The 25952-nt window shown below is 73.6% G+C and carries 19 protein-coding genes; 9 read left to right on the forward strand and 10 right to left on the reverse strand.

Annotated features, from left to right (window positions below):
- Nucleotides 1-23: 23 nt before the first annotated feature.
- The 4 genes from AC07DA_RS31700 to AC07DA_RS31715 all read right to left on the reverse strand — a co-directional run bounded on the left by AC07DA_RS31700 (nucleotide 24) and on the right by AC07DA_RS31715 (nucleotide 5000).
- Nucleotides 24-629 (reverse strand): GTP-binding protein, encoded by a 606-nt coding sequence (locus AC07DA_RS31700; protein ID WP_479131666.1) that lies wholly within the window; start codon nucleotides 627-629, stop codon nucleotides 24-26.
- A 220-nt stretch (nucleotides 630-849) separates the two neighbouring features.
- A complete protein-coding gene (locus tag AC07DA_RS31705) occupies nucleotides 850-1245 on the reverse strand; it encodes a DUF742 domain-containing protein (RefSeq protein WP_479131667.1) in 396 nt (131 codons plus the stop codon).
- 9 nt (nucleotides 1246-1254) lie between these two features.
- On the reverse strand, nucleotides 1255-1689 hold the full coding sequence (locus AC07DA_RS31710; protein ID WP_424874507.1) for a roadblock/LC7 domain-containing protein: 435 nt from the start codon (nucleotides 1687-1689) through the stop codon (nucleotides 1255-1257).
- Complete coding sequence (locus tag AC07DA_RS31715) at nucleotides 1686-5000, reverse strand: sensor histidine kinase (RefSeq protein ID WP_479131668.1); 3315 nt, start codon at nucleotides 4998-5000, stop codon at nucleotides 1686-1688. Before AC07DA_RS31715 ends, AC07DA_RS31710 begins: the two co-directional genes overlap by 4 nt.
- A 422-nt stretch (nucleotides 5001-5422) precedes the next feature.
- On the opposite strand from AC07DA_RS31715, the gene AC07DA_RS31720 reads away from it, so the two are divergent.
- Nucleotides 5423-5947 carry a hypothetical protein gene (locus AC07DA_RS31720; protein ID WP_479131669.1) on the forward strand — a complete coding sequence of 175 codons (525 nt, stop codon included), beginning with the start codon at nucleotides 5423-5425 and terminating at the stop codon, nucleotides 5945-5947.
- Between the two features lie 23 nt (nucleotides 5948-5970).
- On the opposite strand, the gene AC07DA_RS31725 is transcribed toward AC07DA_RS31720, so the two are convergent.
- The gene (locus tag AC07DA_RS31725; protein ID WP_479131670.1) at nucleotides 5971-7269 is read right to left on the reverse strand and encodes an NAD(P)/FAD-dependent oxidoreductase; all 1299 of its coding nucleotides are present in this window, start codon (nucleotides 7267-7269) and stop codon (nucleotides 5971-5973) included.
- Between the two features lie 267 nt (nucleotides 7270-7536).
- Nucleotides 7537-7860 (reverse strand): bifunctional 3-phenylpropionate/cinnamic acid dioxygenase ferredoxin subunit, encoded by a 324-nt coding sequence (locus AC07DA_RS31730; RefSeq protein WP_479131671.1) that lies wholly within the window; start codon nucleotides 7858-7860, stop codon nucleotides 7537-7539.
- Between the two features lie 308 nt (nucleotides 7861-8168).
- Between AC07DA_RS31730 and AC07DA_RS31735 the strand changes: the two genes are divergently transcribed.
- The 6 genes from AC07DA_RS31735 to AC07DA_RS31760 all read left to right on the forward strand — a co-directional run bounded on the left by AC07DA_RS31735 (nucleotide 8169) and on the right by AC07DA_RS31760 (nucleotide 15565).
- Complete coding sequence (locus AC07DA_RS31735) at nucleotides 8169-9035, forward strand: IclR family transcriptional regulator (RefSeq protein WP_479131672.1); 867 nt, start codon at nucleotides 8169-8171, stop codon at nucleotides 9033-9035.
- 227 nt (nucleotides 9036-9262) lie between these two features.
- Nucleotides 9263-9478 carry a hypothetical protein gene (locus AC07DA_RS31740; protein WP_479131673.1) on the forward strand — a complete coding sequence of 72 codons (216 nt, stop codon included), beginning with the start codon at nucleotides 9263-9265 and terminating at the stop codon, nucleotides 9476-9478.
- Nucleotides 9475-10092, forward strand: coding sequence for an MBL fold metallo-hydrolase (locus AC07DA_RS31745; RefSeq protein ID WP_479131674.1), 618 nt, complete (start codon nucleotides 9475-9477; stop codon nucleotides 10090-10092). The genes AC07DA_RS31740 and AC07DA_RS31745 overlap by 4 nt, the downstream gene beginning before the upstream one ends.
- A gap of 227 nt (nucleotides 10093-10319) precedes the next feature.
- Nucleotides 10320-12770: a GcvT family protein gene (locus AC07DA_RS31750; protein ID WP_479131675.1), complete on the forward strand. Its 2451-nt coding sequence runs from the start codon at nucleotides 10320-10322 to the stop codon at nucleotides 12768-12770.
- Between the two features lie 12 nt (nucleotides 12771-12782).
- Entirely contained in the window at nucleotides 12783-14006 is a 1224-nt protein-coding gene (locus tag AC07DA_RS31755) for an aromatic ring-hydroxylating oxygenase subunit alpha (RefSeq protein WP_479131676.1), read from the forward strand.
- The gene (locus AC07DA_RS31760) at nucleotides 14003-15565 is read left to right on the forward strand and encodes an APC family permease (protein WP_479131677.1); all 1563 of its coding nucleotides are present in this window, start codon (nucleotides 14003-14005) and stop codon (nucleotides 15563-15565) included. Before AC07DA_RS31755 ends, AC07DA_RS31760 begins: the two co-directional genes overlap by 4 nt.
- Before the next feature lie 158 nt (nucleotides 15566-15723).
- Here AC07DA_RS31760 and AC07DA_RS31765 read toward each other — a convergent pair whose 3' ends face one another.
- The 4 genes from AC07DA_RS31765 to AC07DA_RS31780 form a co-directional block, all read right to left on the reverse strand.
- Nucleotides 15724-20352 (reverse strand): coiled-coil domain-containing protein, encoded by a 4629-nt coding sequence (locus AC07DA_RS31765; RefSeq protein ID WP_479131678.1) that lies wholly within the window; start codon nucleotides 20350-20352, stop codon nucleotides 15724-15726.
- A gap of 60 nt (nucleotides 20353-20412) precedes the next feature.
- On the reverse strand, nucleotides 20413-21294 hold the full coding sequence (locus AC07DA_RS31770) for a hypothetical protein (RefSeq protein WP_479131679.1): 882 nt from the start codon (nucleotides 21292-21294) through the stop codon (nucleotides 20413-20415).
- Between the two features lie 51 nt (nucleotides 21295-21345).
- Nucleotides 21346-22872, reverse strand: a complete 1527-nt coding sequence (locus AC07DA_RS31775; RefSeq protein ID WP_479131680.1) for a hypothetical protein — start codon at nucleotides 22870-22872, stop codon at nucleotides 21346-21348.
- Between the two features lie 71 nt (nucleotides 22873-22943).
- Nucleotides 22944-23639: a GntR family transcriptional regulator gene (locus tag AC07DA_RS31780; protein ID WP_479131681.1), complete on the reverse strand. Its 696-nt coding sequence runs from the start codon at nucleotides 23637-23639 to the stop codon at nucleotides 22944-22946.
- 174 nt (nucleotides 23640-23813) lie between these two features.
- On the opposite strand from AC07DA_RS31780, the gene AC07DA_RS31785 reads away from it, so the two are divergent.
- Together AC07DA_RS31785 and AC07DA_RS31790 are read left to right on the forward strand one after the other, a co-directional pair.
- A complete protein-coding gene (locus AC07DA_RS31785; RefSeq protein WP_479131682.1) occupies nucleotides 23814-25115 on the forward strand; it encodes an MFS transporter in 1302 nt (433 codons plus the stop codon).
- Nucleotides 25112-25939, forward strand: coding sequence for a putative hydro-lyase (locus AC07DA_RS31790; RefSeq protein ID WP_479131683.1), 828 nt, complete (start codon nucleotides 25112-25114; stop codon nucleotides 25937-25939). Before AC07DA_RS31785 ends, AC07DA_RS31790 begins: the two co-directional genes overlap by 4 nt.
- The last annotated feature ends 13 nt before the right edge of the window (nucleotides 25940-25952 follow it).

Below are 25952 nucleotides of genomic sequence, written 5' to 3' on the forward strand. Positions count from 1 at the left end.
GCCGTGCCCGCACCCCGGGAGCGTCAGTTGGCCACCGTCTGACGGCGGTCTGCCGCGTACGCCATCGCGTGCTGGACGACGCCGATGAGGGCCTCCTTGACCGACTCGCGATCGCGGGCGTCGCACATCAGCAGCGGTACGCCGGCGTCGAGGTCGAGGGCCTGGCGGACGTCCTCGACGGGGTAACGGGGCGCTCCCTCGAAGCAGTTGACGCCGACGAGGAACGGTATCGAGCGCCGCTCGAAGTAGTCGACGGCGGCGAAGCAGTCCTCCAGCCGCCGGGTGTCGGCGAGCACGACGGCTCCGAGCGCGCCCTCGGAGAGCTCGTCCCACATGAACCAGAACCGTTCCTGCCCGGGCGTGCCGAAGAGGTACAGCACCAGGTCCTCGCGCAGGGTGATGCGGCCGAAGTCCATGGCGACGGTCGTGGTGTGCTTGGACTCCACACCGCTGAGGTCGTCGACCGGGCGCCCGGCCTCGGTGAGCAGTTCCTCGGTGCGCAGCGGCCTGATCTCGCTGACCGCGCCGACGAGCGTGGTCTTGCCCACGCCGAAGCCGCCGGCCACCAGGATCTTGAGCGTGACCGGCTCGACCGGAGGCTTGCCGCGCTCAGAACGCCCGAAGATCATCGATCTCTTCTCCTGCTTGATGGGGGTCGGGCGACGGCGGACCGTGGCCTCCGCCGCCGGGGTCGCGATGACGGGTCGGATGGGCATCCGGCGAGGGAGCCCACGCCCGTGAACCGAACAGCCGGTCGTCCGGATGCCGCGCGGCGACGCCCGTGCGGGTGCCGCCCCGACCGGCCCCGGACCGCCGGCCCGTCACGTCGGTGCCCCGCCTGCACGCCGCTCACAGCGCCCGGAGGCCGTTGATCACGTCGCGCAGAATACTCTCGTCCGGAAGCTCGGCAGGAGGCACGGGCCGGTTCACGTGGACGAACTCGGCGTCCACGAGATCTCCGACGAGGACCCGTACCACCCCGATCGGCAGGTCGAGTTCCGCTGCGAGTTCGGCGACCGACTGCGGGTCCTCACGGCACAGTCGGACGATGTCCACGTGCTCCGGGGAGAGCATGTGGTCCGCCTCCGGGTCGTCCGCGTGCGGTTCGGCGACCACGACCGCGATCAGGTCCAGACGGTGCTGGCCCTGACTGCTGGTGCGGCCGCGCGTCATGGCGTACGGACGGACGACCGGCCCGGCCTCGTCGTCGAACCAGTGGCTTCTTCCCTGACCGTCAGCGCTCATGCCATCCCACTACCCGCCCGCGGGCAGATCGGTGCGCGGAGCGGCACCCAGATGCACACCCACCCGCTTCACGAGAAGCGTCATCTCGTAGGCGACCTGGCCGACGTCCGAGTCGGCGTCCGAGAGGACGGCGAGGCAGCTGCCGTCGCCGGCCGCGGTCACGAACAGGAAGGCGTCGTCGAGTTCGACGACCGTCTGGCGGACGTTGCCGGCCTCGAAGTGGCGCCCCACGCCCTTGGCGAGGCTGTGGAACCCGGAGGCGACGGCGGCGAGGTGCTCGCTGTCCTCCCTGGTCAGGTCCCTGGACACGCCCGTCGGCAAACCGTCGCCGGAGAGGACGAGGGCCTTGCGGATGCTCGCGACGCGGTCCACCAGGTCGTCGAGGAGCCAGTTCAGCTCCCCCTTGCTGTTCGCGGTGTGGCCGGTCGCCTTCGGTGCGGTCATCGACCGTCCCCCTCTGTCGTTCCTTGTGGTGCTGTGCCGCTGTGGGCGGCGTCGCCCGCGGCGTTCTCCCTACGGCCGCGCTGCCAGCCGCGCTGGAGCGAGGCCATACGGCTGCGTACTTCCTCGGCGTCCCGTTCGGCGGGCTCGGACCGGTCCTCGGTGCGCGGATCGGGGCCCCGCTTGAGCTGGGGGGCCAGGTTGGCCTGCCGGACGCGCCGGGGCAGCGGCGCGGTGCCGGCGCCGTCTCCCGGGCGTGAGGTGTCCTGTCCCGGCCGTGCGGCACCGTCCTCCGGGCGTGCGGTGTCCCGTCCCGGTCGCGCTCCGCCGTTCCCTGGGCGTGTGGCGTCCCGTTCCGGCCACGCGCCGCCGTCCCCGGGCCGTCCGCCGCCGGGTGCGCCGGCGGCCGGCTGCGACGGGCCGGCGCCGGTCCGGCGAAGCGGGGCGCCGGCGCCCGCACCGGGGAGCGCGGAGTCGGCGGTGCGCTCCTGCGTGGGGCCGGAGCGGCGGTCGGGTCCCTCGAAACCGCCGGGTCCCTCGAAACCGCCGGATCGCTCGGGGCCGCCGGCGGCGATCTCCGCGCGGCGGGTCCGCCGGGGCGGACCGGACGACTCCGCGGACGCGGCGCCGAAAGCGCTGCCCGCCGGGCCCGACGGGCCAGGCGTCCGCCCGGCCTCCTCGTTCGCGTCCCGTCCGGCCTCGCCGACGCCGCGGCCCGCCGCCCCGATGCCCCGCCCGGCGCTCTCCGTCCCCCGTCGGCGGGCCGGGAGCGGCGGGGGCGTGTCCGGCTGGCTCTCGCTCCGCCGGCCGCCGGCCGCGGGACCCTCGGTGCGGCGCCGGGCGGGAAGCGCGGACGCGGGCTCCGGCCCGGTCCTGCCCGCCGTACGGGCACCGGCGGCGTCCTCGCCGCGGCGGCGCGGCGGGAGCCCGGCCGCGGGTCCGGATTCGGTCCGGCCGGCCTCCGTGGCCTCCTCGTCGGCCTTGCCGCGCCGGGTGCGCTGTTCGGTGACCGGGCGGCCGTGCGAGCTGACCAGCTTGGGGGTGTGGCGGCGGGGCAGCGGGACCGGGGCGCCCGGCTCGTCACCGGTGTCGGCGCGGTCCCGTGCGCCGGGAGCGTCGGCGGACCGCGGGTGCGCGTCGGTACGGCGTCCGCTGCTCTCGTCGTGGGCGCGGGTGAGGGAGGGGCGGTGGCGGAAGAGGCCGCCGTCCTCGCCTTCGGTGGCGCCCGGGAAGTCGTCGTCGACGGCGTCCAGGTCGACGGGCGCCTCCAGTTCGACCGGTCCGTCCAGCAGGGAGGCCGGCAGGCCGGGCCGGGGCGCGGGCGCCTTGGACAGGGCGGTGCGGCGGCCCTCGTTCGGCTCGCTGCCGTGCGCCGCCAGCTGGGGGCGGTCGAGCCGGAAGCCGATGCCGTTCGTGTCGGGCACGTCGTCCGTGAGCAGGGCGTCGGGGATGAAGACGACGGCGGTCGTGCCGCCGTAGGGGGAGGGCTGCAGGGAGACCCTGACGTTCTGCCGCTGGGCGAGACGGCTGACCACGAACAGGCCGAGCCGGTCCGTGTCGGACAGCTCGAACTCCGGCGTCTCGGCGAGCCGGAGGTTGGCGTCGAGCAGCGCCTCGGCCGCCATGCCGAGGCCGCGGTCGTGGATCTCCAGGGTGAAGCCGTTGGCGACACGCTCGCCCAGGACCTGGACGGCGGTGTGCGGCGGGGAGAAGACCGTGGCGTTCTCCAGCAGTTCGGCCACGAGGTGTGTGAGGTCGGCGACCGCCGGGCCGGTGACGGCGATCCGCGGGAGGCGGCGGACCTCGATGCGCTCGTAGTCCTCGACCTCGGCGACGGCGGCGCGGACGACGTCCATGAGCTGGACCGGCTTGCGCCACTGGCGGGAGGGCGCCGCTCCGGAGAGGATCACGAGCCCTTCGGCGTGCCGGCGCATGCGGGTGGTCAGGTGGTCGAGGCGGAAGAGGTCGGCCAGTTCCTCGGTGTCCTCGGTCCTGCGCTCCATGGCGTCGAGCAGGGTGAGCTGCTTGTGCAGCAGGACCTGGCTGCGGCGCGCGAGGTTGACGAACACCTCGGAGACTCCGGCGCGCAGTTCGGCCTGTTTGACGGCGGCCTCGACGGCGGCGCGCTGCAGGGTGTTGAGGGCCTGGCCGACCTCGCCCATCTCGTTCTTGTCGTACTCCAGGCGCGGCACCTCGGTCTCGACGTCGACCTGCTCGCCAGCGGAGAGGCGGCGCATCACGCTGGGCAGCCGCACTCCCGACGCCTCGTGGGCCTCCAGGCGCAGCTGCCGCAGGTCGCGGATGAGGGTACGGCCGACGCGCACCGACAGGAACAGGGAGAGCAGCAGGGCGATCAGACCGAGGGCGCCGGCGATGACGGCCTTGGCGATGACGCCCACGGCCACCGGGTGGACGCGGTCCTGGTAGCGGTCGTTGGCCTGGTCGTTGAGGGTGCCCAGTTCGTCGAGCACGTTGCCGGCGGCGCTGTCCCAGCTCTTGGCGGTGACGCCGCGGGGCGTCCCGGTCCCCGAGTCGAGGGCCGCCTCCTCGGCGACGCGCAGCGGTGCGGAGGAGGCGTTCTTCCAGAAGGTCTGGTAGCGGTCGCGCTCGGCGACGGGCAGCAGTTGCAGGTTGACGTCGTACATGAGCGTGCGCTGGGCCACGAGGTCGGAGATGTCGCGCGCTTCGGAACGGGTGATGCGGCCGACGATCAGGGCCGAGCCGAGCAGGGCGTCCTCGCGGGAGAGCAGTTCGCGGGCGCGGGCGAGGTTGACCAGTGCGCGGTACTGCTTGTCGAGTTCGACGTTGTCGACCACGTGCAGGTTGGTCAGGAGCGCGTAACAGGGGTCGACGAGCCGGTTGTAGAGGTCGAGGGCCTGGGAGCGGTCGACGGTGCCGTCCTCGACGCTGCGGCGCAGCGACTCGATGCCCTCGAAGGCGTCCAGCACCGCGGTGAGGCGCTCGTCGGTGGCCTCGCCCATCGCGTCGCGCACGTCCGGGTCCCGGGCGTTGCGGCGGATGCCGCTCACGGCCTCGTCGGTGGCGGTGCGGCTGCGCCGGAGCGCGGCGAGCCCGTCGGAGGCGCGGGGGTCGGCGAGGTGGACCAGGGTCTGGCGGCGTTCCTCCTGGAGGACGCGGACGGTGTCCTCGATGGGGTAGCCGATCTTCTCCACGACGGTCGACACGTTGAAGAGGTCGGCCGCCTCACGCCCCGTGAGCACGGTGGCGAAGGACCAGATCGCGGTCAGGGACACCAGCGGCACGAGAAGCAGCGCCACGATCTTCCGGCGGATGGACTTCCCGCGAAAGCGCATGGCCTCCCCCAGCTCGGGCCCCCCGGGGCTACCGGGGGTACACGTGTGCGTCAACAAACGGCGCGAGCCTACTACCGACGCACAGGGAACTCGAAGACCGGGCCCGAGGCCGAAGTTCCGCGCCAGCGACGAGGCATGCCGAGTTGTCCGGGCATTGCGGGAGTTGTCTCCCCGAAACCGATGGTCGCAGCGTGCCTCCCTCATCGCAGTCCGCCAAGGTGGTTGGCCGAATTTTTTCGTAGCCCGGGAATCTTCGTGACGGGTTGTTCGTCCTTCACTACGGGAAACGGGGGCGGAATCGGCCACAGGAGCCGCATCCTGCACCCGGGCGGCGTAAAACAGCGCAAGCCGGGCAGCCGCTGGGGAGCACGGGTCTTCGGAAACGGGCGGGCGGTCTGCTGGCGGTGGGGAGTGACACGGTGATGGGCACGGCGGAACGGCGGCGCGTAGCGCCCAGGGCGGACGGGGCGCGGGTGACGGGGCATCGGATCCCCGAGGCGACCGATCGCGACCATCCGGCGGACGAGGCGAAGACCCCGGCGGACGAGCAGCGCTACTACCGGCCCCTGTGGGTGGAGGAGCCCGCGCGACGGCGCCGGTTGCCCGATCCGGTCCGTACGGCGGCCGTGCGGGCGGTGCTCCTCATAGCCGTGACGCTGATTCAGGCGATGGTGGCCTTCCTGTGCACGATGGCCGGGTCCTGGCTGGCCCTCCCCATGGTGATCAGCAGCGTGGTCAGCACGATCGCGGCCACCTGGGGCGCCCTGGACGTGTGGGTGACCCGGCAGGTGTGGAACCAGCGCCACGGCGTGGTGTCCGTGCCGAGCAGCACGGCGCGGGCACTGCGGCGCGAGCGGCGCCGGGCCCGGCGTCAGGAGCGGGCCGTGGCACGGACGCAGGAGCGGATACGGCGGCGGGGCGGGGCCGGGCAGCTGTCCCACTCGTAGCGCTATTGGAGGCCGTCCTCGCGTTATTCCACGGCGGCGTCGGCGGTCTCCCGGGCGAGTGCGCGTCTCGCCCTCGTGAAGGAGCGGGGGCGGTCGACCGCGAGGACCGCGGTCGTCCGGCCGTCACGCTCGTAGCGGGCGAGGAAACCGCCCTCGGCCGGTGCGCCGCCGGAGAGTTCGCCCTCGGTGACGCGGACGGTGTCGCCCTCGCCGCGCCGGCCGGCGAACTGGATGCGGGCGCCGTACTGGTCGGACCAGAAGTAGGGCACCGCGTCGACGGTCGTGGTCGTGCGTCCGGCGAGCAGGTTGGTCACGGCGACGCGGGGCTGCTCGGTGGCGGACGTCCAGTGCTCGGCGCGCACGCCGCCGACGCGGGCGACGTCACCGACGGCGACCACCTGCGGCAGGGCCGTCACACAGCCGTCGTCGCACAGGACGCCCTCGCGCAGGGCGAGCGTCGAACCGGCCAGCCAGGCGGTGTTGGGGGCGGCCCCGATCCCGACGATCACGATGTCGGCGGGGAGCGTGCGTCCGTCGCCGAGTTCCACGCCGGTGACGGTGCCGCGCAGCCCGGGGCCGCCGGTGGCGGTGGCCGTGGCCCGGAACGCGGTCACGTCGGTGGCAGCGGCAGCGGCAGCGGCGGTGGCAGTGGCAGCGGCGGTGGCAGTGGCAGTGGCAGTGGCAGTGGCCCGGAACCGGGTGATCCCGGTGCCGGTGACGAGTTCCACACCCCCGCGGCGGTGCAGCGCGGCGCACACGGCGGCCATGCCGGCGCCCAGTTGAGGCACGAGCGGGAGCGGAGCGGCCTCGACGACGGTGACGTGGTGGCCGAGCGAGGAGCAGGAGGAAGCGGTCTCGGCGCCGATGAAGCCCCCTCCGATGACCACGACCCGGCGCGGGCCCCCGGTGAGTTCCTCACACAGGGCACGGGCGTCGTCGAGCGTGCGCAGCGTGTGGACCCCGGCGAGACGGTCGCCGGGCAGACGGCGGGCCGAGGCCCCGGTGGGGATGACGACGCCGTCGGTGGACACGGCGCGGCCGTCGTCCAGCACGACGGTTCGGCCGCGGGCGTCCAGGGCCCGTGCGCGGACGCCGAGCAGCCACTCGGCGTCGAGTCCGGCGGTCTCCTCGTCGTCGGTGAGACGGAGCCGGCCCTCGTCGGTCCGGCCGGTGAGGAAGTCCTTGGAGAGCGGCGGCCGGTCGTAGGGGTGGTGTGGTTCGTCGCCTATGACGACGAGACGCCCCTCGTAGCCCTGGGCGCGCAGTTCCCGGGCGGCGTAGAGGCCGGAGAGCGATGCTCCGACGATGGTCACGGTGCGCATGCCTGGTGCCTCCTCGCGCCACGGGACCCACCGGCCGGGCCGGTCGGGCCGGTCACGCCGGTCGAACCGGTCGCGCGAGACCGGCGGGTGAGGTTGCCCGCACCGCCGACCGGGGTGTGCCGGGCCGGCCCGGCCTCGAGCGTGCCGACCCGGCGACCGCCGCTGGGACGGCCGCGCTCTTCCCCCCTCGCACGGCCCTGCCCCACCCCGCGCACAGGGCCGTGCCCCGTCCCGCGTACCCGGCGGCGCGGCCATACGCTCCCCCGCTCACGCGGCTGTTCCCTCTTCCGCCGTGAGGTGGACGTGGATGACGCCGTCGTCGACGGTGACGCGGTGGGTGCGGACGGCGCGGCGGGCCGGGAGGCACGTGGGCAGGCCCGTGCGCAGGTCGAACGAGGCGGCGTGCAGCGGGCATTCGACCAGGCAGCCCTCCAGCCAGCCCTCGGAGAGGGAGGCGTCCTGGTGGGTGCAGGTGTCGTCGATGGCGTGGAGCTCTCCGTCGTCGGTGTGGAACACGGCGACGGGCGGTGTCGTCTCTACGCGGACGGACTCGCCCTTGGGAAGGTCTTCGAGGCGGCAGACGGGAATCACGGGCCCCCCTCTCGGTCCGGGGCGTGGGCCGGACCGTTCGGCCAGACTGCAGGCAGGGTGTGAGTGCCGGACCGGGGCGGTTCCGGGCACGGGAGGGTGATGCTGCACGTCGTCCGGCCCCGGCGTCGGAGCCGAGCCCCAGGAGGGCGCTCGTCCCCTTACGGGATCCGGACGCTTCGGTAACATGATGTTTCACATGGCGCACGAGCAAGCGCTATGCGCAACAGAATCCGGGCGGGGCGACCGTCACGTCAAGGGTTTCCCTCAGATGCGGCCCGAACAGGGCCGCCAGGTGGTGAGAGTTGGCCATGGCCCGCACGCAGAAGCAGTCCGCCCGCGAGGAGCGTCCGACGGACGACGGGGCGAAGCGGAGCGGCGAAGGCGCGGCGAGCGGCAGAAGTGCGGCGAGCGGCAGAGGCGCGGCCAGCGCCGTCCAGTCGGTGGACCGCGCCGTGAGCGTGCTGGAGATCCTCGCCCGCCACGGCGAGGCGGGCGTCACCGAGATCGCCGACGAGCTGGACGTGCACAAGTCCACGGCGTTCCGCCTGCTCGGTGTCCTGGAGAACCGCGGCCTGGTGGCCCAGGCGAAGGACCGCGGCAAGTACTACCTGGGCGCCGGCGTCCTGCGCCTCGCGGGGGCGGCGGCGGTACGGCTGGACGTCTCCCAGGAGGGCGTCCCGGTCTGCCGGGAGCTGGCCGACGAGCTGGGCGAGACGGTCAACATCGCGGTGCTGGACGACGACGCGGCGGTCAACATCATGCAGGCCCGGGGGACGGCCTCCGTCACGGCGCAGAACTGGCTCGGCCGCCGCACCCCCCTGCACGCCACCTCCAGCGGCAAGGTGCTGCTCGCCCACCTGCCGCCCACCCTGCGCGAGGGACTGCTGGCGCGTCCGCTGCACCGCTTCACGGAGCGCACGGTCACGGGCGCGTCCATGCTGCGCGGCGAGCTGGACACCGTGGTGCAGCAGGGGTACGCGATCACGGTCGAGGAGCTGGAGATCGGGCTGGCGGCCGCGGCCGCCCCGGTCCGGGCGCACGACGGCAAGGTCATCGCCTCGCTCAGCGTCTCGGGGCCGGTCTACCGGCTGAGCCCGGAGCGCCTGCCGGAGGTGGCGAAGCGGACCGAGGAGGCGGCGGCCGAGCTGTCGCGTCGTATGGGCTACGGCTTCTGACGTAGTCCGGGCCGACGGCCCGGGCCGGCTGACTCACAGCGCGGGGCCAGGTGGAACACCTGGCCCCGCGCTGCCGTGTGTCGGGCGTGTTTCCCGGCTCCTCCGGTGTTTTCCCAAGGTTGACGCGAACCGGAGCCGTGCCCCTTGACGGCCCTCGACGGCGTTCCCACTATGTTCCCCATCGTGCAACCCATCGTGCACTGCGCAACAAGCGGAGGAGCTTGGTCGTGCCCCACGAGGTCCGTGCAGCAGTCGCCGTCGAGCAGGGCGCACCCGTCGAGGTGCGGACGAGCGTGGTCCCCGAGCCGGCGGGCCCGATGGGCTGCGGGGTGACGGCCCGCTACGACGCGTCCGTCGGCGCGACGAGCGCACCGGACCGGGCCGGGGAGGCGTTCGCGAGGACGCACCGGGGTGCGGTGCCGCGCCCGGTGGCCGTCCGGTGAGCGCCGTGCGCGTGCGGCGCGTGGTCACCTCCGGCACGTTCAGCCTGGACGGGGAGACGTTCGACGTCGCCAACAACGTCTGGCTCGTCGGCGACGACGAGGAGGTGCTGGTCGTCGACGCCGCCCACGACGCCCGAGCCGTCCACGAGGCCGTCGCCGGGCGCCGGGTCACGGCGATCGCGTGTACGCACGCCCATGACGACCACATCGGCGCGGCGCCCCGGCTGTCCGCGCTGACGGGCGCGCCCGTCCTGCTCCACCCCGGCGACCACGAGCTGTGGTCCCACACGCACCCCGCCCGCGGACCCGACGGCGACCTCGTCGACGGCCGTGTCCTCACGGTCGCCGGGATCGAGGTCCGGGTCATCCACACCCCCGGCCACACCTGGGGCAGTTGCTCCCTGTACACGCCCTTCCTCGACGCCGTGTTCACGGGGGACACACTCTTCCAGGGCGGTCCCGGCACCACCGGCCGCTCCCACTCGGACCGCCCGACGATCGAGGCGTCCCTGCGCGGCAGGCTGCTCACGCTGCCCGGCGACACCACCGTCCACACCGGGCACGGCCCGGACACCACGATCGCGGCCGAGCGACGGAACGTGCCGGCCCCCTGAGCCCGCCCACCCCCCACGCCTTCCTGCCCCCCACACCCATACACACCTTCCCGCCCACACCCCACCCCGCACGGCACCGGGCGGCGACCGGGATCCCGGCCTCCGCACCGGACCCGCCCCGAGCCCCCGAGACCCCGAGACCCCAGCCGACTCCGGCTGACCGGGCCCACGGTTCCCCGCACGCCTCACTCCCCCACCGCCTTCACACCGTCCCGGCAAGGAGGGGCATGTCCAGCACACCCGAGAATCCCCGCGTGGTCGTCGTCGGCGCCGGTATCGTCGGCTGCTCCCTCGCCGACGAACTGACCACCCGCGGCTGGACCGACGTCACCGTCCTTGAACAGGGGCCCCTGCCCGCCCCCGGCGGCTCCACCTCGCACGCGCCCGGTCTCGTCTTCCAGACCAGCCCGTCCAAGACCCTCACCACCTTCGCCCGCTACACGGTCGAGAAGTTCGGCTCCCTCGACGTCGACGGCGTCCGCTGCTTCCAGCGGGTGGGCGGCCTGGAACTGGCCACCACGCCGGAGCGTCTCGCCGAGCTGCACCGCAGGGCCGGGTACGCCGCCTCCTGGGGCGTGCGCGGCGAGGTCGTCAGCGCCGCGCGCTGCGCGGAACTGTGGCCGCTGATCGACGCGTCGGTGGTCCTCGGCGGCTTCCACACCCCGGACGACGGTCTGGCCCGCGCCCTGCTCGCGGCCCGGGCCCAGCTGGCCCGGGCCACCGCGCGGGGCGCGCGGTTCCTGGCACGGCACACGGTCACCGGGATCGAGCGTCGGAACGGCCGCGTGACCGCCGTCGTCACGGACCGGGCCACCTTCCCGGCCGACCACGTCGTGTCGGCGGCCGGCTTCTGGGGGCCGGTGATCGGCCGCATGGCCGGGGTCGACGTGCCGCTGCAGCCGCTGGCCCACCAGTACGCCAGGACCGTACCGCTCCCGGCGCTGAGCGGCGCCACCTCGGAGGCCTCGAAGCCGATCCTCCGCTTCCAGGACCGCGACCTGTACTTCCGCGAGCACACCGACCGCATCGGCATCGGTTCCTACGCGCACCGGCCCCTGCCCGTCGACCCGTTCGCGGTCCCGCCGTACGACGAGGCTCGCGCCCGCAACATGGACATGCCGTCCTCGTACCCCTTCACGGCAGACGACTGGGCCCCCGGCTGGGAGGACTGCCGGCGTCTGATGCCCGCGCTGCGGGACGCGGAGATCGAGTCCGGTTTCAACGGTGTCTTCTCCTTCACCCCGGACGGCATGCCGGTGCTCGGTGAGTCGCGGCACCTGCGCGGCTTCTGGCTGGCGGAGGCCGTCTGGGTCACGCACTCCGCCGGAGTGGCCCGGGCCGTCGCCGAGTGGATGGTGGACGGGCGGCCCTCGCTCGACCTGCACGAGTGCGACCTCACGCGCTTCGAGAAGGCGCAGCGTTCACCGTCGTACGTCCTGGAGCGCGGGGCGAGGCAGTTCGTCGAGGTGTACGACGTCATCCATCCGCTCCAGCCGATGGAACAGCCGCGTCCGCTGCGGGTCAGCCCCTTCTACGCCCGGCAGCAGCAGCTCGGCGCGTACTTCCTTGAGGGCGGCGGCTGGGAGCGTCCGCACTGGTACGAGGCGAACGCGCCGCTCGTGGACGCCCTCGGCCCGCTGCCGGAGCGCGACGCCTGGTCGGCCCGCCACTGGTCCCCGACCGCGGCGGCCGAGGCGAGGGCGACCCGCGAGCGTGTGGCCCTCTACGACATGACGCCCCTGCGCCGCCTGGAGGTCACCGGTCCCGGGGCCCTCGCCTTCCTCGACCACATGACCAGCAACAACCTCCGCAAGAAGCCCGGCGCGGTCACCTACACCCTGCTGCTCGACGAGTCCGGCGGCATCCGCTCCGACCTCACCGTGGCCCGCCTCGCCCCCGACCGCTTCCAGGTCGGCGCCAACTCCCCCGCCGACCTCGACCGGCTCCTGCGCCACGCCCCCGACGACGTGCGGATCCGGGACGTCACCTCCGGCACCTGCTGCGTGGGCGTCTGGGGACCGCTCGCCCGGGACCTCGTCCAGCCGCTCACCCCGGACGACTTCTCGCACGAGGCGTTCGGCTACTTCCGGGCCAAGGAGACGTACGTCGGGCACGTCCCGGTGACCGCGCTGCGGCTGAGCTACGTCGGGGAGCTGGGCTGGGAGCTGTACACCACGGCCGACCTGGGGCTCAGGCTCTGGGACACGCTGTGGGAGGCGGGCCGGGAGCTCGGCGTGGTCGCGGCCGGCCGCTCGGCGTTCAACTCGCTGCGCCTGGAGAAGGGATACCGGGCCTGGGGCGTCGACATGACCGACGAGCACGACCCGTTCGAGGCGGGCGTCGGCTTCGCCGTGCGCATGGACAAGGAGGGCTTCGTCGGGCAGGACGCGCTGCGCGACCGCCCGGAGCCCACCCGCCGCCTCACGCCCCTCCTCCTCGACGACCCGGCCGCCGTCGTCCTGGGCAAGGAGCCCGTGTACGTCGACGGGGCGCCCGCCGGATACGTCACCAGCGCGTCCTACGGCTACACGCTCGGCCGGTGCGTCGCCTACGCCTGGCTCCCGGCCGGGCTCGCCACCGGCACGGGCGTGCACATCGCGTACTTCGGCGAGAAGGTCCCGGCCACGGTCGCCGACGAGCCGCTGTTCGACCCGAAGATGACCCGCATTCGCCGGTAGGAGGCGTTCCCCGTGACGACGACCCCGATCCCCCCGAGCCTGATCGCCACCCTCCCCGGCCGCTACTACACCGACCCGGACGTCTTCCGGCAGGAGCAGGAACACGTCTTCGAGTCCCTGTGGTTCTGCGCGGTCCGCAGCGGTGACCTGGACCGGCCGGGCGCCTTCCGCACCGTCCAGGTCGGCCGCGAGAGCGTCATCATCACCCGGACCCGCGGGGGCGGACTGCGCGCCTTCCTCAACGTCTGCCGCCACCGCGGGGCCCGGCTGTGCACGGCGGAGTCGGGCGAGATCCGCCGCGCGCTCCAGTGCCCGTACCACGCGTGGACGTACGACCTCGACGGGAGGTTGATCGCCGCACCCAACCTGATCAAGATGCCGGACGTCGACCGCGTGGCGTACGGGTTGATCAAGGTCGCGCTGCGCGAATGGCTCGGCTACGCCTGGGTGTGCCTGGCGGACGAACCGCCCTCCTTCGAGGACACGGTCGTGCACGCCGCCGTGGAACGGCTCGGCGACGCCGCGGCGATCGAGCACTACGGCACGGACAACCTCGCGCTCGGCAAACGCATCACCTATGACGTGAGGGCGAACTGGAAACTGATCGTCGAGAACTTCATGGAGTGCTACCACTGCGCGACGATCCACCCGGAACTGACCGAGGTGCTGCCCGAGTTCGCCGACGGCTACGCCGCCCAGTACTACGTGGGGCACGGCGCCGAGTTCGGCGAGGAGGTGAAGGGCTTCACCGTCGACGGCAGCGAGGGCTTCGGCCGGCTCCCGGCGGTCGACGCCGAGCAGGACCGCCGCTACTACGCCATCACGGTCCGGCCGGCCGTGTTCGTCAACCTCGTCCCGGACCACGTCATCCTGCACCGCATGTTCCCGCTCGCCGAGGACCGCACGGTCGTCGAGTGCGACTGGCTCTACGCGCCGGAGGTGGTGGAGTCGGGGGCGGACGTGTCGAAGTCCGTCGAGCTCTTCCACCGGGTCAACGCCCAGGACTTCGCCGCCTGTGAGAGGACGCAGCCCGCGATGTCCTCCCGCGCCTACCGCGAGGGCGGCGTGCTGGTCCCCAGCGAGCACCACATCGGGATCTTCCACGCATGGGTCCTCGAACGGCTGGGGGGCGGGCATGCCGGACCAGAGCGCCCGCCCCACCACCCAGGGTTGGTTCGACCGGCCGAACCCGACCGGACCGCCCCGAGAGAACACCCATTGAGGAGCCGCCCATGAGAAATGCCGCGCAGTCCACCGGCACCCACGGCGACGACGACGCCGAACTGACCGAGTTCGGCTACAGACCCGAACTGAAACGCACCCTCGGCACCTTCCACACCTTCGCCGCCGGCATCAGCTACATCTCCATCCTGACCGGCACGTTCCAGCTGTTCTACTTCGGCTACGGCAGCGGCGGCCCCGCCTACTGGTGGTCGTGGCCGATGGTCTTCGCCGGCCAGTTCATGGTCGCGCTGTGCTTCGCGGAGCTCGCCGCCCGCTACCCCGTGGCCGGTTCCGTCTACAACTGGTCGAAGAGAACAGGCAATCCGCATCTGGGCTGGCTCGCCGGCTGGATGATGCTGATCGCCTCGATCGTGTCCATAGCGGCCGTGGCGCTGGCCTACCAGCTGACGCTGCCGCAGATCTCGTCGTTCTTCCAGTTCGTGGGGGACGGCACCGGTACGTACGACGTGGCGACCAACGCGGTCATCCTGGCCGCGGTGCTGATCCTGTTCACGACGCTGGTGAACGCCTTCGGCGTCAAGCTGATGGCCCGGATCAACACGGCGGGCGTGTTCATCGAGTTGATCGCCACCGTCGTCCTGATCGTCCTGTTCGCCGTCCACCTCACGCGCGGCCCGCAGGTCGTCATGGAGACGCACGGCACCGGCGCGGGCTACGGCAACGGGTACCTGGGCGCCTTCCTGGTGGCCTCGCTGGCCTCGGCGTACGTCATGTACGGCTTCGACACCGCCGCCTCGCTCGGCGAGGAGTCGCTGGACCCGACCCGCAACGCGCCCCGGGCGATCATCCGGGCGATCGTCGCGTCGTTCGTCCTCGGCGGGTTGATCCTGTTGCTCGCGTTGATGAGCGTGTCCACTCTGAACGGCGAGAAGCTGTCCACGGACGGCCTGCAGTACATCGTGCTGGACGTGCTCGGCCCGACGGCCGGCAAGGCGATGCTGTGGTGCGTGCTGATCGCGGTGACGGTGTGCGCGCTCGCGGTGCACACGGCGGCGGTCCGCCTGGCGTTCGCGATGGCCCGCGACAACAACCTCCCGGCGTCCGCGAAACTGGCCAAGTGCCATCCGCGGTTCCAGACCCCGGTCCTGCCGACCGTGATCATCGGGGTCCTGGCGCTGGCGATCCTGGTGGTCAACATCCGCCAGCCGCAGATCTTCACCGTCGTCACCAGCATCGGCATCGTCATGATCTACCTCGCCTACCTCGGTGTCACGGTGCCGCTGCTGATCGCCCGGGTGCGGGGCACCTGGCAGCCCGCCGGCGAGGGCCGTTTCTCGCTCGGCCGCTGGGGCCTGCCGGTCAACGTGCTGGCCGTGCTGTGGGGCGGGGCCATGACGCTCAACCTGATCTGGCCGCGGGCCGCCGTCTACAACGCCACCGAGCCCTACCACTGGTACCTGCGCTGGGGCGCGGTGCTGTTCGTCTCGGTCATCGCGGGCGGCGGCTTCGCCTACTACTGGTTCGTCCAGCGGCACCGCACCGGCGTGCTCGCCGAGCACCGCTCGCAGGTCGCGGCCGCCGCTCCCCTCGCGGCACCGGCGGCCGACTGAGGACCGGAGGAGGACCACGGGCGCGACCGAGTCCGGCCATGTCGTCGCCGACGGCGGCCGCGGACGGCTCGGTCGTGCCCGGCCTCGTCACCGTCAACCCTGCTGCCCGAGCATGCCGATCGGCGAGAGGTGCGCGGGCCTGGTGCCGGAGGGCACCCCTAGGACACGGGCCGCTTGTACATCCTGGTGGCCGTGATCTCGCTGTGCACCGCCTCCCCCGCCTGGGGCTGCTGCGGCAGGCCCGGGCGGAGGTGCTCCTCGACGCTGATGTACTTCAGGCCCGCCCTGAGATCGGCGTCGTTGCGCATGCGGATGACCAGCGGGAACTCCGCCAGTGCGGTGGTGTCGAACAGGCCCGTGGTGTACAGCAGCTGGACACCGAGGGCGTCCGACACCGCCCGCTGGAGTTCCAGCAGGTAGGTGGCGTTGGCTCGGCCGATGGGGTTGTCGAGGAACAGCGTGCCCGCGTGCCGGTGCTTGTCGCGCCCCCGGTCGTTCGAACGCAGCGCGGCCATCGTGCAGTACAGGGCGATGGCGGCGGTGAGCAGCTGGCCGCCGGAGAAGACGTCGCCCATCTGCCCCACGGGGACGCGCTCGGCGCGCAGCACCGCGTCGGGCTTGAGGATCTCGACGGCCACGCCCTTGGGCTGGAGGGCGGCCGCCACACCTCGCAGCAGCAGGGACATGCCGTCCCGGCGCAGGTCGGAGTTCTTCTTCACGGCGGCGCGGGTCGCCTCGTCGATGACCTCGCCGAGCCGCTCGGTGAGCGTGGCCTGGTCGGGCTCCTCGAAGCGGATGCGCAGGAACTCCTGTCCCGACCACTCGCCCAGGCCCTCGGGCAGCCGGGAGAGGCGCTGGGCGGAGCGGAGCGTGGCCAGGGCGGACTCGACCAGGCCGCGCAGCCGGTCCACGATCGAGTCGCGGTTGCGCTCCAGCTGCTCCAGCTCGTCGGTGAGCACCCTCAGCCGGGGCGCGAAGGCGTCCGCCCACTTCTGGGCGTGCTCGGGCAGCGCGGAGGCGGGCAGTTCGCGGATCTGCTGGCGGGCCGGGGTGCGCACCTGCTCGTAGCGCGTGGAGTTGGCGTGCCGCACGAGCACGTCGCTCGCCTCGCGGACGGCTGCCTCGGCGCCGGACAGGTCGGCGGCGCAGCCGCGCAGCGAGCGGCGGGCCTCGGCGGCGGACTGCCGGGCCTGCTCCAGGCTGCCGGGATACGGCTCCGTCTCCTCCTGCTCCTCCTCGGCAGGGTGCTCGCGCAGCAGGTCGCGGAGCATCGCGGCGATCTCGTCGAAGCCGCTCGCCGCGTCCTCGGCGGCGCGGTGGGCGTCGAGGAGCTCGGCGTGCGCCTCGCGGGCCTCGTCCAGCGCCTCGGTGTGGGCGGCGAGTTCGGCCGTGGCGGTGCGCAGCAGGGCCTGGGCGTGCTCGGCGTCGCGCGGCCGGAGCTCCTCGGGCAGGTCGGTGTGGGCCTCGCCGTCCCGCGGTGCCAGCCGTTCGGCCTCGCCGCGCAGCCGCCCGAGCTGCTCGCTGGCGCTGGACATGCGCGTCTCCAGGAGCTGGACCAGTTCCTCGGCCCGGGCGGCGGCGGCCTGGCGGCTGGGTCCGTCGGAGCCGTCGGGGGATTCGAGGAGCTGCTCCGCGCGCGTGCGGACCTTGTTGCTCAGCCGGTCCAGCTCCGCGCGGGCCGCGCTCTCGTCGCTCTCGGCGCGGGCCTGCTCGGCGCGCAGGTCGGCGCCCACACCGACCTTCTCGTACACCTGGGAAGCGGCCCGGTAGGCCTCGCGCAGCGCGGGCAGGGACGCCTTGGGGGTGTCGGGGCCGTCCTCGGGCACGTCGTCGGGGGCGCCGGCGATCTCGGAGCGCTCGGCGCGCAGGGCACGGGCGGTGCGGCGGGCGTCGTCGGCGGCGCGCTGGGCGGCACGCCGGTCCTCGTCGGCGGCCCGGGCCCGCTCCAGGCAGGCCTGGGCGCCGGCTTCGCACTCGGCCGCCTCGTCGGCCAGTTCGCGCAGTTTGACCTGCCAGCCGGCCCGCTCGCGCAGCCGGAAGGCGAGCCCGGCGAGGGCGTCGGCGGAGCGGCGTGCCTTCTGGGCGGCCTCCTGCCGCTCGTCCCGGACGCGGGCGGCCTCGGCGGCGGCCTCGTCGGCCTCGGCCCGGACCGTGCGCGCTTCGGCCAGCTCGGCCTCGGACTCCTCGGCGAACGCGCGGGTGTCGTGCGCCGCCCGGGCCAGCTCGGTCAGGCGGCCGGCGGGGCAGCCGGTGCGCCAGGAGGCGAGCCGGGCGGCCAGCTCGCGGTCCTTGCCGAGCCGGGCGGCGAGCGTGCGGATCTCCTCGTCCCGCTCGGCGGCCCGGGCGCGCAGCGCCTGCCGCTCCTCGTCGGCGGCGTGCTCGTCGTGCATGGCCGGGTTCGGTGGCACGAGGAAGACGTCGCCGTCGCCGGTGTCCGGCGCGGGCGTGGGGGCGAGCAGGGCGGCGGCGGTGCCGACGGCCACGGCGGAGCGGGGCAGCAGCGCCGCGTCGCCCAGGGCTTCGCGGGCCCGGGCGTGCGAGCCGGGATCGGTGATGATCACGCCGTCGACGAGTTCGGGCCGGGCGGCCAGCACGCGCGCGTGGTCGGCCGGGTCGACGGCCTGCGCGAGGTAGCGCCAGCCGGGCAGCGCGGGAATGCCGTGCTCGCCGAGGAACTCGACCGTGGCCAGCACGTCCGGGCCGGGCGGCAGCAGTCCTCCGTCACCGAGCGCGCCGAGGATGCGGGCGTCGTCGGCGGCGGCCGTGCGCAGGTCGAACAGCTGGCGTTCGGCGGAGGAGACGGCGTCGTCGAGGAGGGCGCGCAGGTCCTCGGCACAACGGTCGAGCTCCTCGGGGGCGAGTCCCTGTTCCGCGGCGGCGGGCGGGGCGGGCTGCTCGCCGTCCGTGCCGTGGCGGGGCTGCGGGATGCCGGGGCGCGCCCCGGGGGCCAGGCCGAGCAGTTCCGCCAGGCGCTCCTCGCCCGCCAGCGCCTCGGCGGTGCGGCGCTCGGCCTCGTAGGCACGCTCGGCGGCCGTGGCCGCGTCGGCCGCGCGGGCCGCGGTCAGTTCGGCCCGGGTCTCGGTGGCGGCGGCCTCACGTGCGTGCTCCGTGGCACGGCGGGAGGCCTCGCGGGCCGCGTCCCACGCCGCTACGGCGGTCTTCTCGGCGTCGCTGGCGGCGAGGGCCGCGCGGGCCGGGTCGGCGTCCGGGGCGCTGTCGTCGAGCCAGCCGGCCCGGACGGCCTCGGCGGTCTCCTGCTCGACCTCGGCGAGGCGCTGCTTGAGGTGCCCGATCTCGCTGCGGGCCCGCTGTGCCTGGGTGGCGGCGGCGGTGGAGTCCCGGTAGGCGGCGTCGCTGACCTCCTGGAGGGCGGCGGAGCGCTCCTCCTCCTCGTTGGCGAGCTGCTCGGCCCTCTCCGCTGCCGCGTGCAGGGCCCGGACGAGGTCGACGGCGGCTTTGGCACGGGCGGCCAGCGCCGGGGCGGCGTCCCGCTCCGCCTCCCGGATCGCGGCGGACACGCGGGCGACGCGGTCGGCGGCGGCCCGGTGGCGCAGCACGGCCTCGGCGGCCTGCCAGGCCGAGTACAGCGTGCGGGCGTCGGCGAGTTCGCGCTTCTGGGCGGCGGCGGACTTCTCCGCGGCGGCGAGGGCCAGGGACGCGTGCCGGTAGGCGAGTTCGGCGGAGATCAGCGCGCTGCGCTCGCGGGCCGCCTCGGCGTGCGTGACGGCGTACGCGGCGGCGGTGACCCGCTGGGCGAGGTCGGCCGCGCGGGCCCGCTCCTGAACACCGCGCGCGGACAGTCTGCGGGCCAGGGTGCGGGTGCGGCGCTCGGCCGCGGCGTGGACGTCCCGCGCGCGTGAGCGGGCCCCGGCGGCCTCGACGATGCGTCCCAGCAGGTCGACGGAGCCGGCCGTGAAGTCGCGTTCGGCCATCAGCTCGGCCCGCCGGCCCAGCTTGTTGCCGAAGCCGCTGACCAGGTCGGCGAGGCCGTCGGTGTCCCGGGTGTCGGTGACGGCGCGCAGCAGCAGGTCGGTGAAGTCGGAGTCCTTCTTGACCGCGAAGAGGCCGGCCGCCTCGCCCTCGTCGGCGTTCATCTCGCGCTGGTAGCGGAAGAGTTCGGGGTCGAGGCCGAGGTCGCCCAGGTGCTCGATCCAGCGGTCGTGGATCTCCTCCCAGTGCACCTCCAGGTGGGGGTACGTCTTGCCCGCCTCGGTGAGGGCGTCGCGGAAGCCCTTCATCGTGCGGCGCCGCCCGCGCGCCCCCGACTGGCCCTCGGCGGGGGGCCGTACGGCGGTGGACTCGGCGACGGGGAGGTTGTCGAGGCTGAGTCCGGGGCCGGGGCGGAAGGAGTACCAGGCCTCGGCGAACTTGCGCGGGTCGTTGGAGACCTGCCGGCCGCGCCACTCGCTGACCTTGCCGACGACGACGCACTCGCCGGTGAGCACGTGCTGCCACTCCAGCGCGACGTGCCCGCAGTCGTCGGCGAGGAGGAACTTGCGCAGCACGCCGGAGCTGGCGCCGCCGAGGGTGTTGCGGTGGCCCGGCAGCATCACGGAGAAGATGAGCTTGAGCAGGACCGACTTGCCGCCGCCGTTCTCCAGGAACAGCACGCCCGCGGGCGCGGGCCGGCGCGGCGGGCCGACCGGCTCCTCCTCGAAGAACTCCGCCTGCGTGGGCGCGGGGTCGGGCACGAGGTCGCCCACGCCGCGCAGGTCGAGCACGGTGTCGGCGTAGCGCGCGCCGGCGGGCCCGATGGAGTAGAGGCGGACGCGGGACAGCTCGTACATGGCGGACTCTCGTGGGTCTTCGTCAGGTGGGGGGAGGTCAGGGGGACGGGCGGGGGGAGTTCAGGAGGAGTGGAACGGCAGCCCGGCGTCGGCGACCAGGTCCAGGTCGTCGCTCTCCTCCGGGGGCAGCAGCGTCGGCGTGCCGTCGGTGACCGGGACGACGCCCAGTTCCAGCAGCTCGGCCAGGGCGGCGCTGCCGGCCATGTCACGGACCTGGAGCTGGTAGCGGGCGGTGGTGCGGTACGTGCCGCCGTTGTCGTCGCCGGTGCGCTGGAGGAAGCCGGAGTCGGTGAGGAAGGCGACGGCCTTGGCGACGATGCCGGTGGTGGAACCGGCGAGCCGGCGGGCGTCCTTGGTGGCGCCGGTCGCGCTGCGCCGCACCCAGATCCGCCAGGCGGCCTCCAGGCCGGGCGCGTCGGTGACCGGGTCGGTGTTCTCGCCCTGCTCGACGGCGCGCTCCTCCAGGCGGCGGCAGGCCTGGCGCACGAAGGCGTCCACGCCGTTGACCGTGACGCGGCCGATGTAGCCGTCGTCGGCGAGGTCCTCGGGGCGCGGGAACGCCATGGCGGCGACGGCGAGATGGGCCAGTCCGTGCAGGAAGCGGTCGCCGCCGTCGGCGGACGTACGACGCGCGTAGTCGCCCATGCGGACGGCGAACACCGAGTCCTCGGCGGCGGTCACGGCCATGCCCGCGCGCGGGGACACCTCCAGCACGATCAGGCCGAGGCCGGTCGCCACGGCGTCGGCGAGCCGTGCGAACGGCGGGTCGTCGCGGTAGCGCCGCAGCAGGTCCGCGTACTCCTGGTCGCGGGCGGGCTGCAGTTTGGGCTGCAGCCCGAAGGACACGAGCCGGGCCGCGTCGGCGGCGTCGGCGGGAGTGACGGCGGCGGTGGCCGCGGGGACCGTCCCGTCCGGCTCACTCCACTCGACGTGCTCGCTCACGGTCGGGACTCCTTGTGCCACTCGTACTGACTCATGCTGCTTCCGTCCGGCTCATGCCGCTTCGCTCCGGTCCGCCGCCATTCCCGCCGCGTCCAGCAGCGCGGTGCCGACGATCAGGTCGGCCCCGCCGAACTCCGGGTCGTCGAGCTCCACACCGTCGTCCACGGCGAACAGCAGCTTCTGCTCCCCCTGCCGGTACGCCGTGCCGACGGGCGGACTCGCGGCGTGCACCGCCAGCAACGCGACCAGGTAGGGCAGCTCGGGGTCCCGCCGTCTGGCCTCAGCCAGCAGTCCCGACAGGCGTCGCGGCGCGTCCGCGGGCAGGTCGAGCAGCTCCCGCGCCGCCGCCATCTGCTCCTCGCTGAACCGGCTGTCGTCCGGCGTGGCGATGAGGTCCGGCTCGGGCATCTCGGCGCCGAGGTGCTCCCGCTCGACGGGCGGCGTGAGCAGTATGTCGACGAGGTCGGCGACCCGGACGGACACGGGCGTGCGCAGCCCGGTGCCCCGGCCGAAGAACGCGTCCGTGACCCGCACGGCCCGCTCCAGCGGCAGGGGCAGGACGGGCGAGACGAGGTGCCCGTAAAGGTCTATCCCCGAGGTGGCCGTCGGCGTCGCGAAGGCCTGCCGGTCCTGCTCGGCGCGGAACAGCGGCCCGGCCTCCAGCAGCCGGGACTGCAGCTGGGTGTGCCGCCGGATGCAGTCCTTGACGATGTCGACCAGCTCGGCGGCGCGGCGCTTGTGCTCCGGGTCCTCGGACTCGTCGCGAGCCTTGCGGATGTTCGTGAGGATCGCGTTCTCGTGCCGGTAGCGGTCGGCCACGTGCTCCAGGGCCTCGGCGATCATGTCGGGGACCGCGCTGAGCCAGTCGACCGCGCGGACGTTGCGCCGGGTGGCGTCCAGGGCCCTGCGCAGGGTTTCGGAGTACTGCACGGTCCGGTAGCGGGCCTGCTCGGCCGCGAGCTGGGCGTCGGCGAGCCGGCCGCGGCTGATCAGCACCTCGAGCTTCACCTCGGCGGCGATCTGCGCGCTGGTGACGTCCGTGTCGAGGGCGCCCACGAGGACGTTGACCGCCTCGTCCGTGGTCCGCAGGTACACCGTGCCGCCCGGGCCGGGGACCTCCTCGATCAGCTTGAAGTCGTAGTCGCGGCGCACATAGGTGCCGTCCGCGCCGAACGTGCCGTACACCGCGCGGAAGCCGCGGTCGACGCTGCCGACGTTGATCAAATTCTCCAGGACCCAGCGGGCCACCCGCTCGTGCTCGGCGGCGGGGCGCTGCGGGGCCTGGGCGGCGATGCGCGGGATGAGGCGGGCGACGATCTGGTCGTGGTCCGCGCCCGTGTCGAAGTCCATGTTCAGTGTGACGAGGTCGATGGCGGCGAGGGCGACCTCCGCCATGCCGTACACCGAGTACTCGCCGGCGAGGTTGGCCTTGCGCGCATCGAGGTCGTGCAGCGGCGCGGTGCAGGCGAGCGCGCGCAGGCGGCGCGCCAGGCCCTCGTCGGCGGCCGGCCCCGGCGCGGGGCGCGGCCCCGCGCTGAGCTGGGGCGGAACGCTGTCCGTCGATGCAGGCGAAGTCACGGTGCACAGACTAGGTCCTGGGTCTGACATCGGCCCAAACGACGCGGTGCGCCTCTTCCGCCGCCCGGTTCTCAGCCGTCCTCGCCGACGCGACGGCGGTACACCTCGACGGCCCTCTCCAGCGAGTCGTCCAGGTACCCGGCGAGCAACTGCTCCGCCTGTGCGCGGTCTCCGGCCTGAAGGGCCTGGAGAATCGCGGCATTCCGCGCGATGTAGGGTTCGTGCAGCCGTTGCGGCTCGTCCACCACGTGGAAGGCGAGGCGCAGTTCGGCGAAGACGCTGCGCATCAGCTCGTCGGTGCGCTCGCTCGCGGCCAGCGCGACCAGTTCCCGGTGGAAGTGGATGTTCGCCGTACCCACTCCTTTCCAGTCACCCTCGCGGGCCGCCCGCCGCCCCTCCTCCACGGCGGCGGCCAGCCCGTCGAGACCGTAGGGCGGCTGCCCCAGACCCCTCACGACGGCGCACTCGACCAGCCGCCGGGTGCGGTAGATGTCCTCGACGTCCTCGACGGTCAGGACGCGGACGAAGACGCCCCGGTTCAGTTCGTGGACGAGCAGGCGCTCGTGGGTGAGCAGCCGGAACGCCTCGCGCAGCGTGTTGCGGGAGACCCCGAGCGCGCCGCCGATGCTGTCCTCCGACAGCCGCGTCCCGGGCGGGAAGTACCCCTCGGCGATGCGGCTGCGGAGGATGTCCGAGACCCGTTCCGCGGTGCTGGTGCGTCCCAGGAGGGCCCGGTCGTCGGCGAGATCCTTCAGCTGCTCTGCCATGCCGGAATTCAATCGCAGATCCCAAGAACGAACCAACATGGGTATTGAGGGATCGTTGAACAATCCTCTACGGTGCTACACACAGCGCCGCCGTCCCTCACCGCGGCGCCGACGGCTTCCGCACGGCACCGGCTCACGCCCCAGCACCCTCCGTCCTCCCTCTGCGAGGTGCCCATGAGCACGACCCCTCCACCGCAGGCCCTGACCGACGACCCGCGCTCCGCGCCCGCTGGGAACGCCTCCGACGGCGGGGCGTTCGGCTGGCTGCGGGCCCTGGGCCCGCGTGGCCGCCGCGCGTTCGCCGGCGCCTTCGGCGGCTATGCCCTGGACTCCTACGACTACTTCACGCTGCCGCTCAGCATGGTGGCGCTGTCGGCCTACTTCGGCCTGAACAGCGGCCAGACGGGCCTCTTCACGACGGTCACCCTGGTGGTCTCCGCGGTCGGCGGCGCCCTCGCGGGCGTCCTCGCGGACCGCATCGGCCGGGTCAAGGCCCTGATGATCACCGTGATCACGTACGCGGTCTTCACCGTCGCCTGCGGTTTCGCGCCCAACTACGAGACACTGCTGGTCTTCCGCGCCCTCCAGGGCCTCGGCTTCGGCGGCGAGTGGGCGGTCGGCGCGATCCTGGTCGCCGAGTACGCGAGCGCCAAGCACCGGGGCCGCACCCTCGGCGTGATCCAGAGTTCCTGGGCGGTGGGCTGGGGCCTCGCCGCGATCGTCTACACGGTCGTCTTCTCGCTGGTCGACGACGGCCTGGCCTGGCGCATCATGTTCTGGACCGGGGCGCTGCCCGCGCTGCTCGTCATCTGGCTGCGGCGCAGTGTGCACGACGCGCCCGAGGCCACCGCGGCGCGCGAACAGAGCGCGCAGAAGGGCTCCTTCAAGGCCATCTTCCAGCCCGGCCTGCTGCGGGTCACGGTCTTCGCCGGCCTGCTGTCGACGGGTGTCCAGGGCGGCTACTACACGCTGGCCACCTGGGTGCCGACGTACCTGAAGTCCGAGCGCGACCTGTCGGTGGTCGGCACCGGCGGCTATCTGACGTTCCTCATCTCGGGTGCCTTCGTCGGCTACCTGACGGGTGGTTACCTCACCGACAAGCTGGGCCGGCGGCGCAACATCTGGCTCTTCGCGCTGCTGTCGGCGATCTGCATCCTGGCGTACGCGAACATCCCGAGCGGCGCCAACACCCTGCTGCTGGTGCTCGGTTTCCCGCTCGGGTTCTGCATGTCGGCGATCTTCAGCGGCTTCGGTTCGTACCTGAGCGAGCTGTACCCGACGGCGGTGCGCGGCACCGGGCAGGGTTTCACGTACAACACCGGGCGCGCGGTGGGTGCCGTGTTCCCGACGACGGTCGGTTTCCTGGCGGACAGCTGGGGCGTGGGCGGCGCGCTGGTCTTCGGCGCGATCGGCTACGGCATCGCGGCACTGGCGCTGCTCGGGCTGCCCGAGACGCGCGGAAAGGAGCTCACGTGAACCGCACGAGCACCGAGGACCGTCCGGTGGTCCTTCTCGACGAGCAAGCGCGCGCGTGGCGCCCGGAAACGGCCCGGGCCCGCTTCCGCGACGGCCTCACCGGCCCCACCGCCGGGGTCGCGGCCGGCCACACCCAGGTCAACCTGATCTCGGTGCCCGCCGACTGGGCCTACGACATGCTGCTGTTCTGCCAGCGCAACCCCAAGCCGTGCCCGGTCCTCGACGTCACGGACGCCGGGTCCTGGACGACCGTGCTCGCCGAGGGCGCCGATCTGCGCACGGATCTGCCGCGCTACCGGGTCTGGCGGGACGGCGAGCTGGTGGACGAGCCGGCCGACGTCCGCGCGTACTGGCGGGACGATTTGGTGTCGTTCCTCATCGGGTGCAGCTTCACCTTCGAGTGGGCGCTGGGCGAGGCGGGCGTGCCGATCCGCCACGTCGAGCAGGGCCGCAACGTCCCGATGTACGTGACGGGCCGGCAGTGCCGCCCGGCGGGCCGGCTGCACGGGCCCCTGGTGGTGTCGATGCGGCCGGTGCCGCCCCGGCACCTGTCGGCGGCGATCCGGGAGAGCAGTCTGCTGCCGGCGGTGCACGGCAGCCCGGTGCACTGCGGCGATCCCTCGGCGCTGGGCATCGACGACCTCGGCCGCCCCGACTTCGGCGACCCGGTGGAGGCCGAGCCGGACGACATCCCGGTGTTCTGGGCCTGCGGGGTGACCCCGCAGGCGGCCGTCATGGCCTCCCGTCCGCCGTTCGCGCTCACCCACGCCCCCGGGCAGATGTTCCTCACCGACGCCCGCGACGAGCAGTACCGCGTGGCCTGACAGGAGACACTGG

This window comes from Streptomyces sp. NPDC044921 (assembly GCF_056432865.1).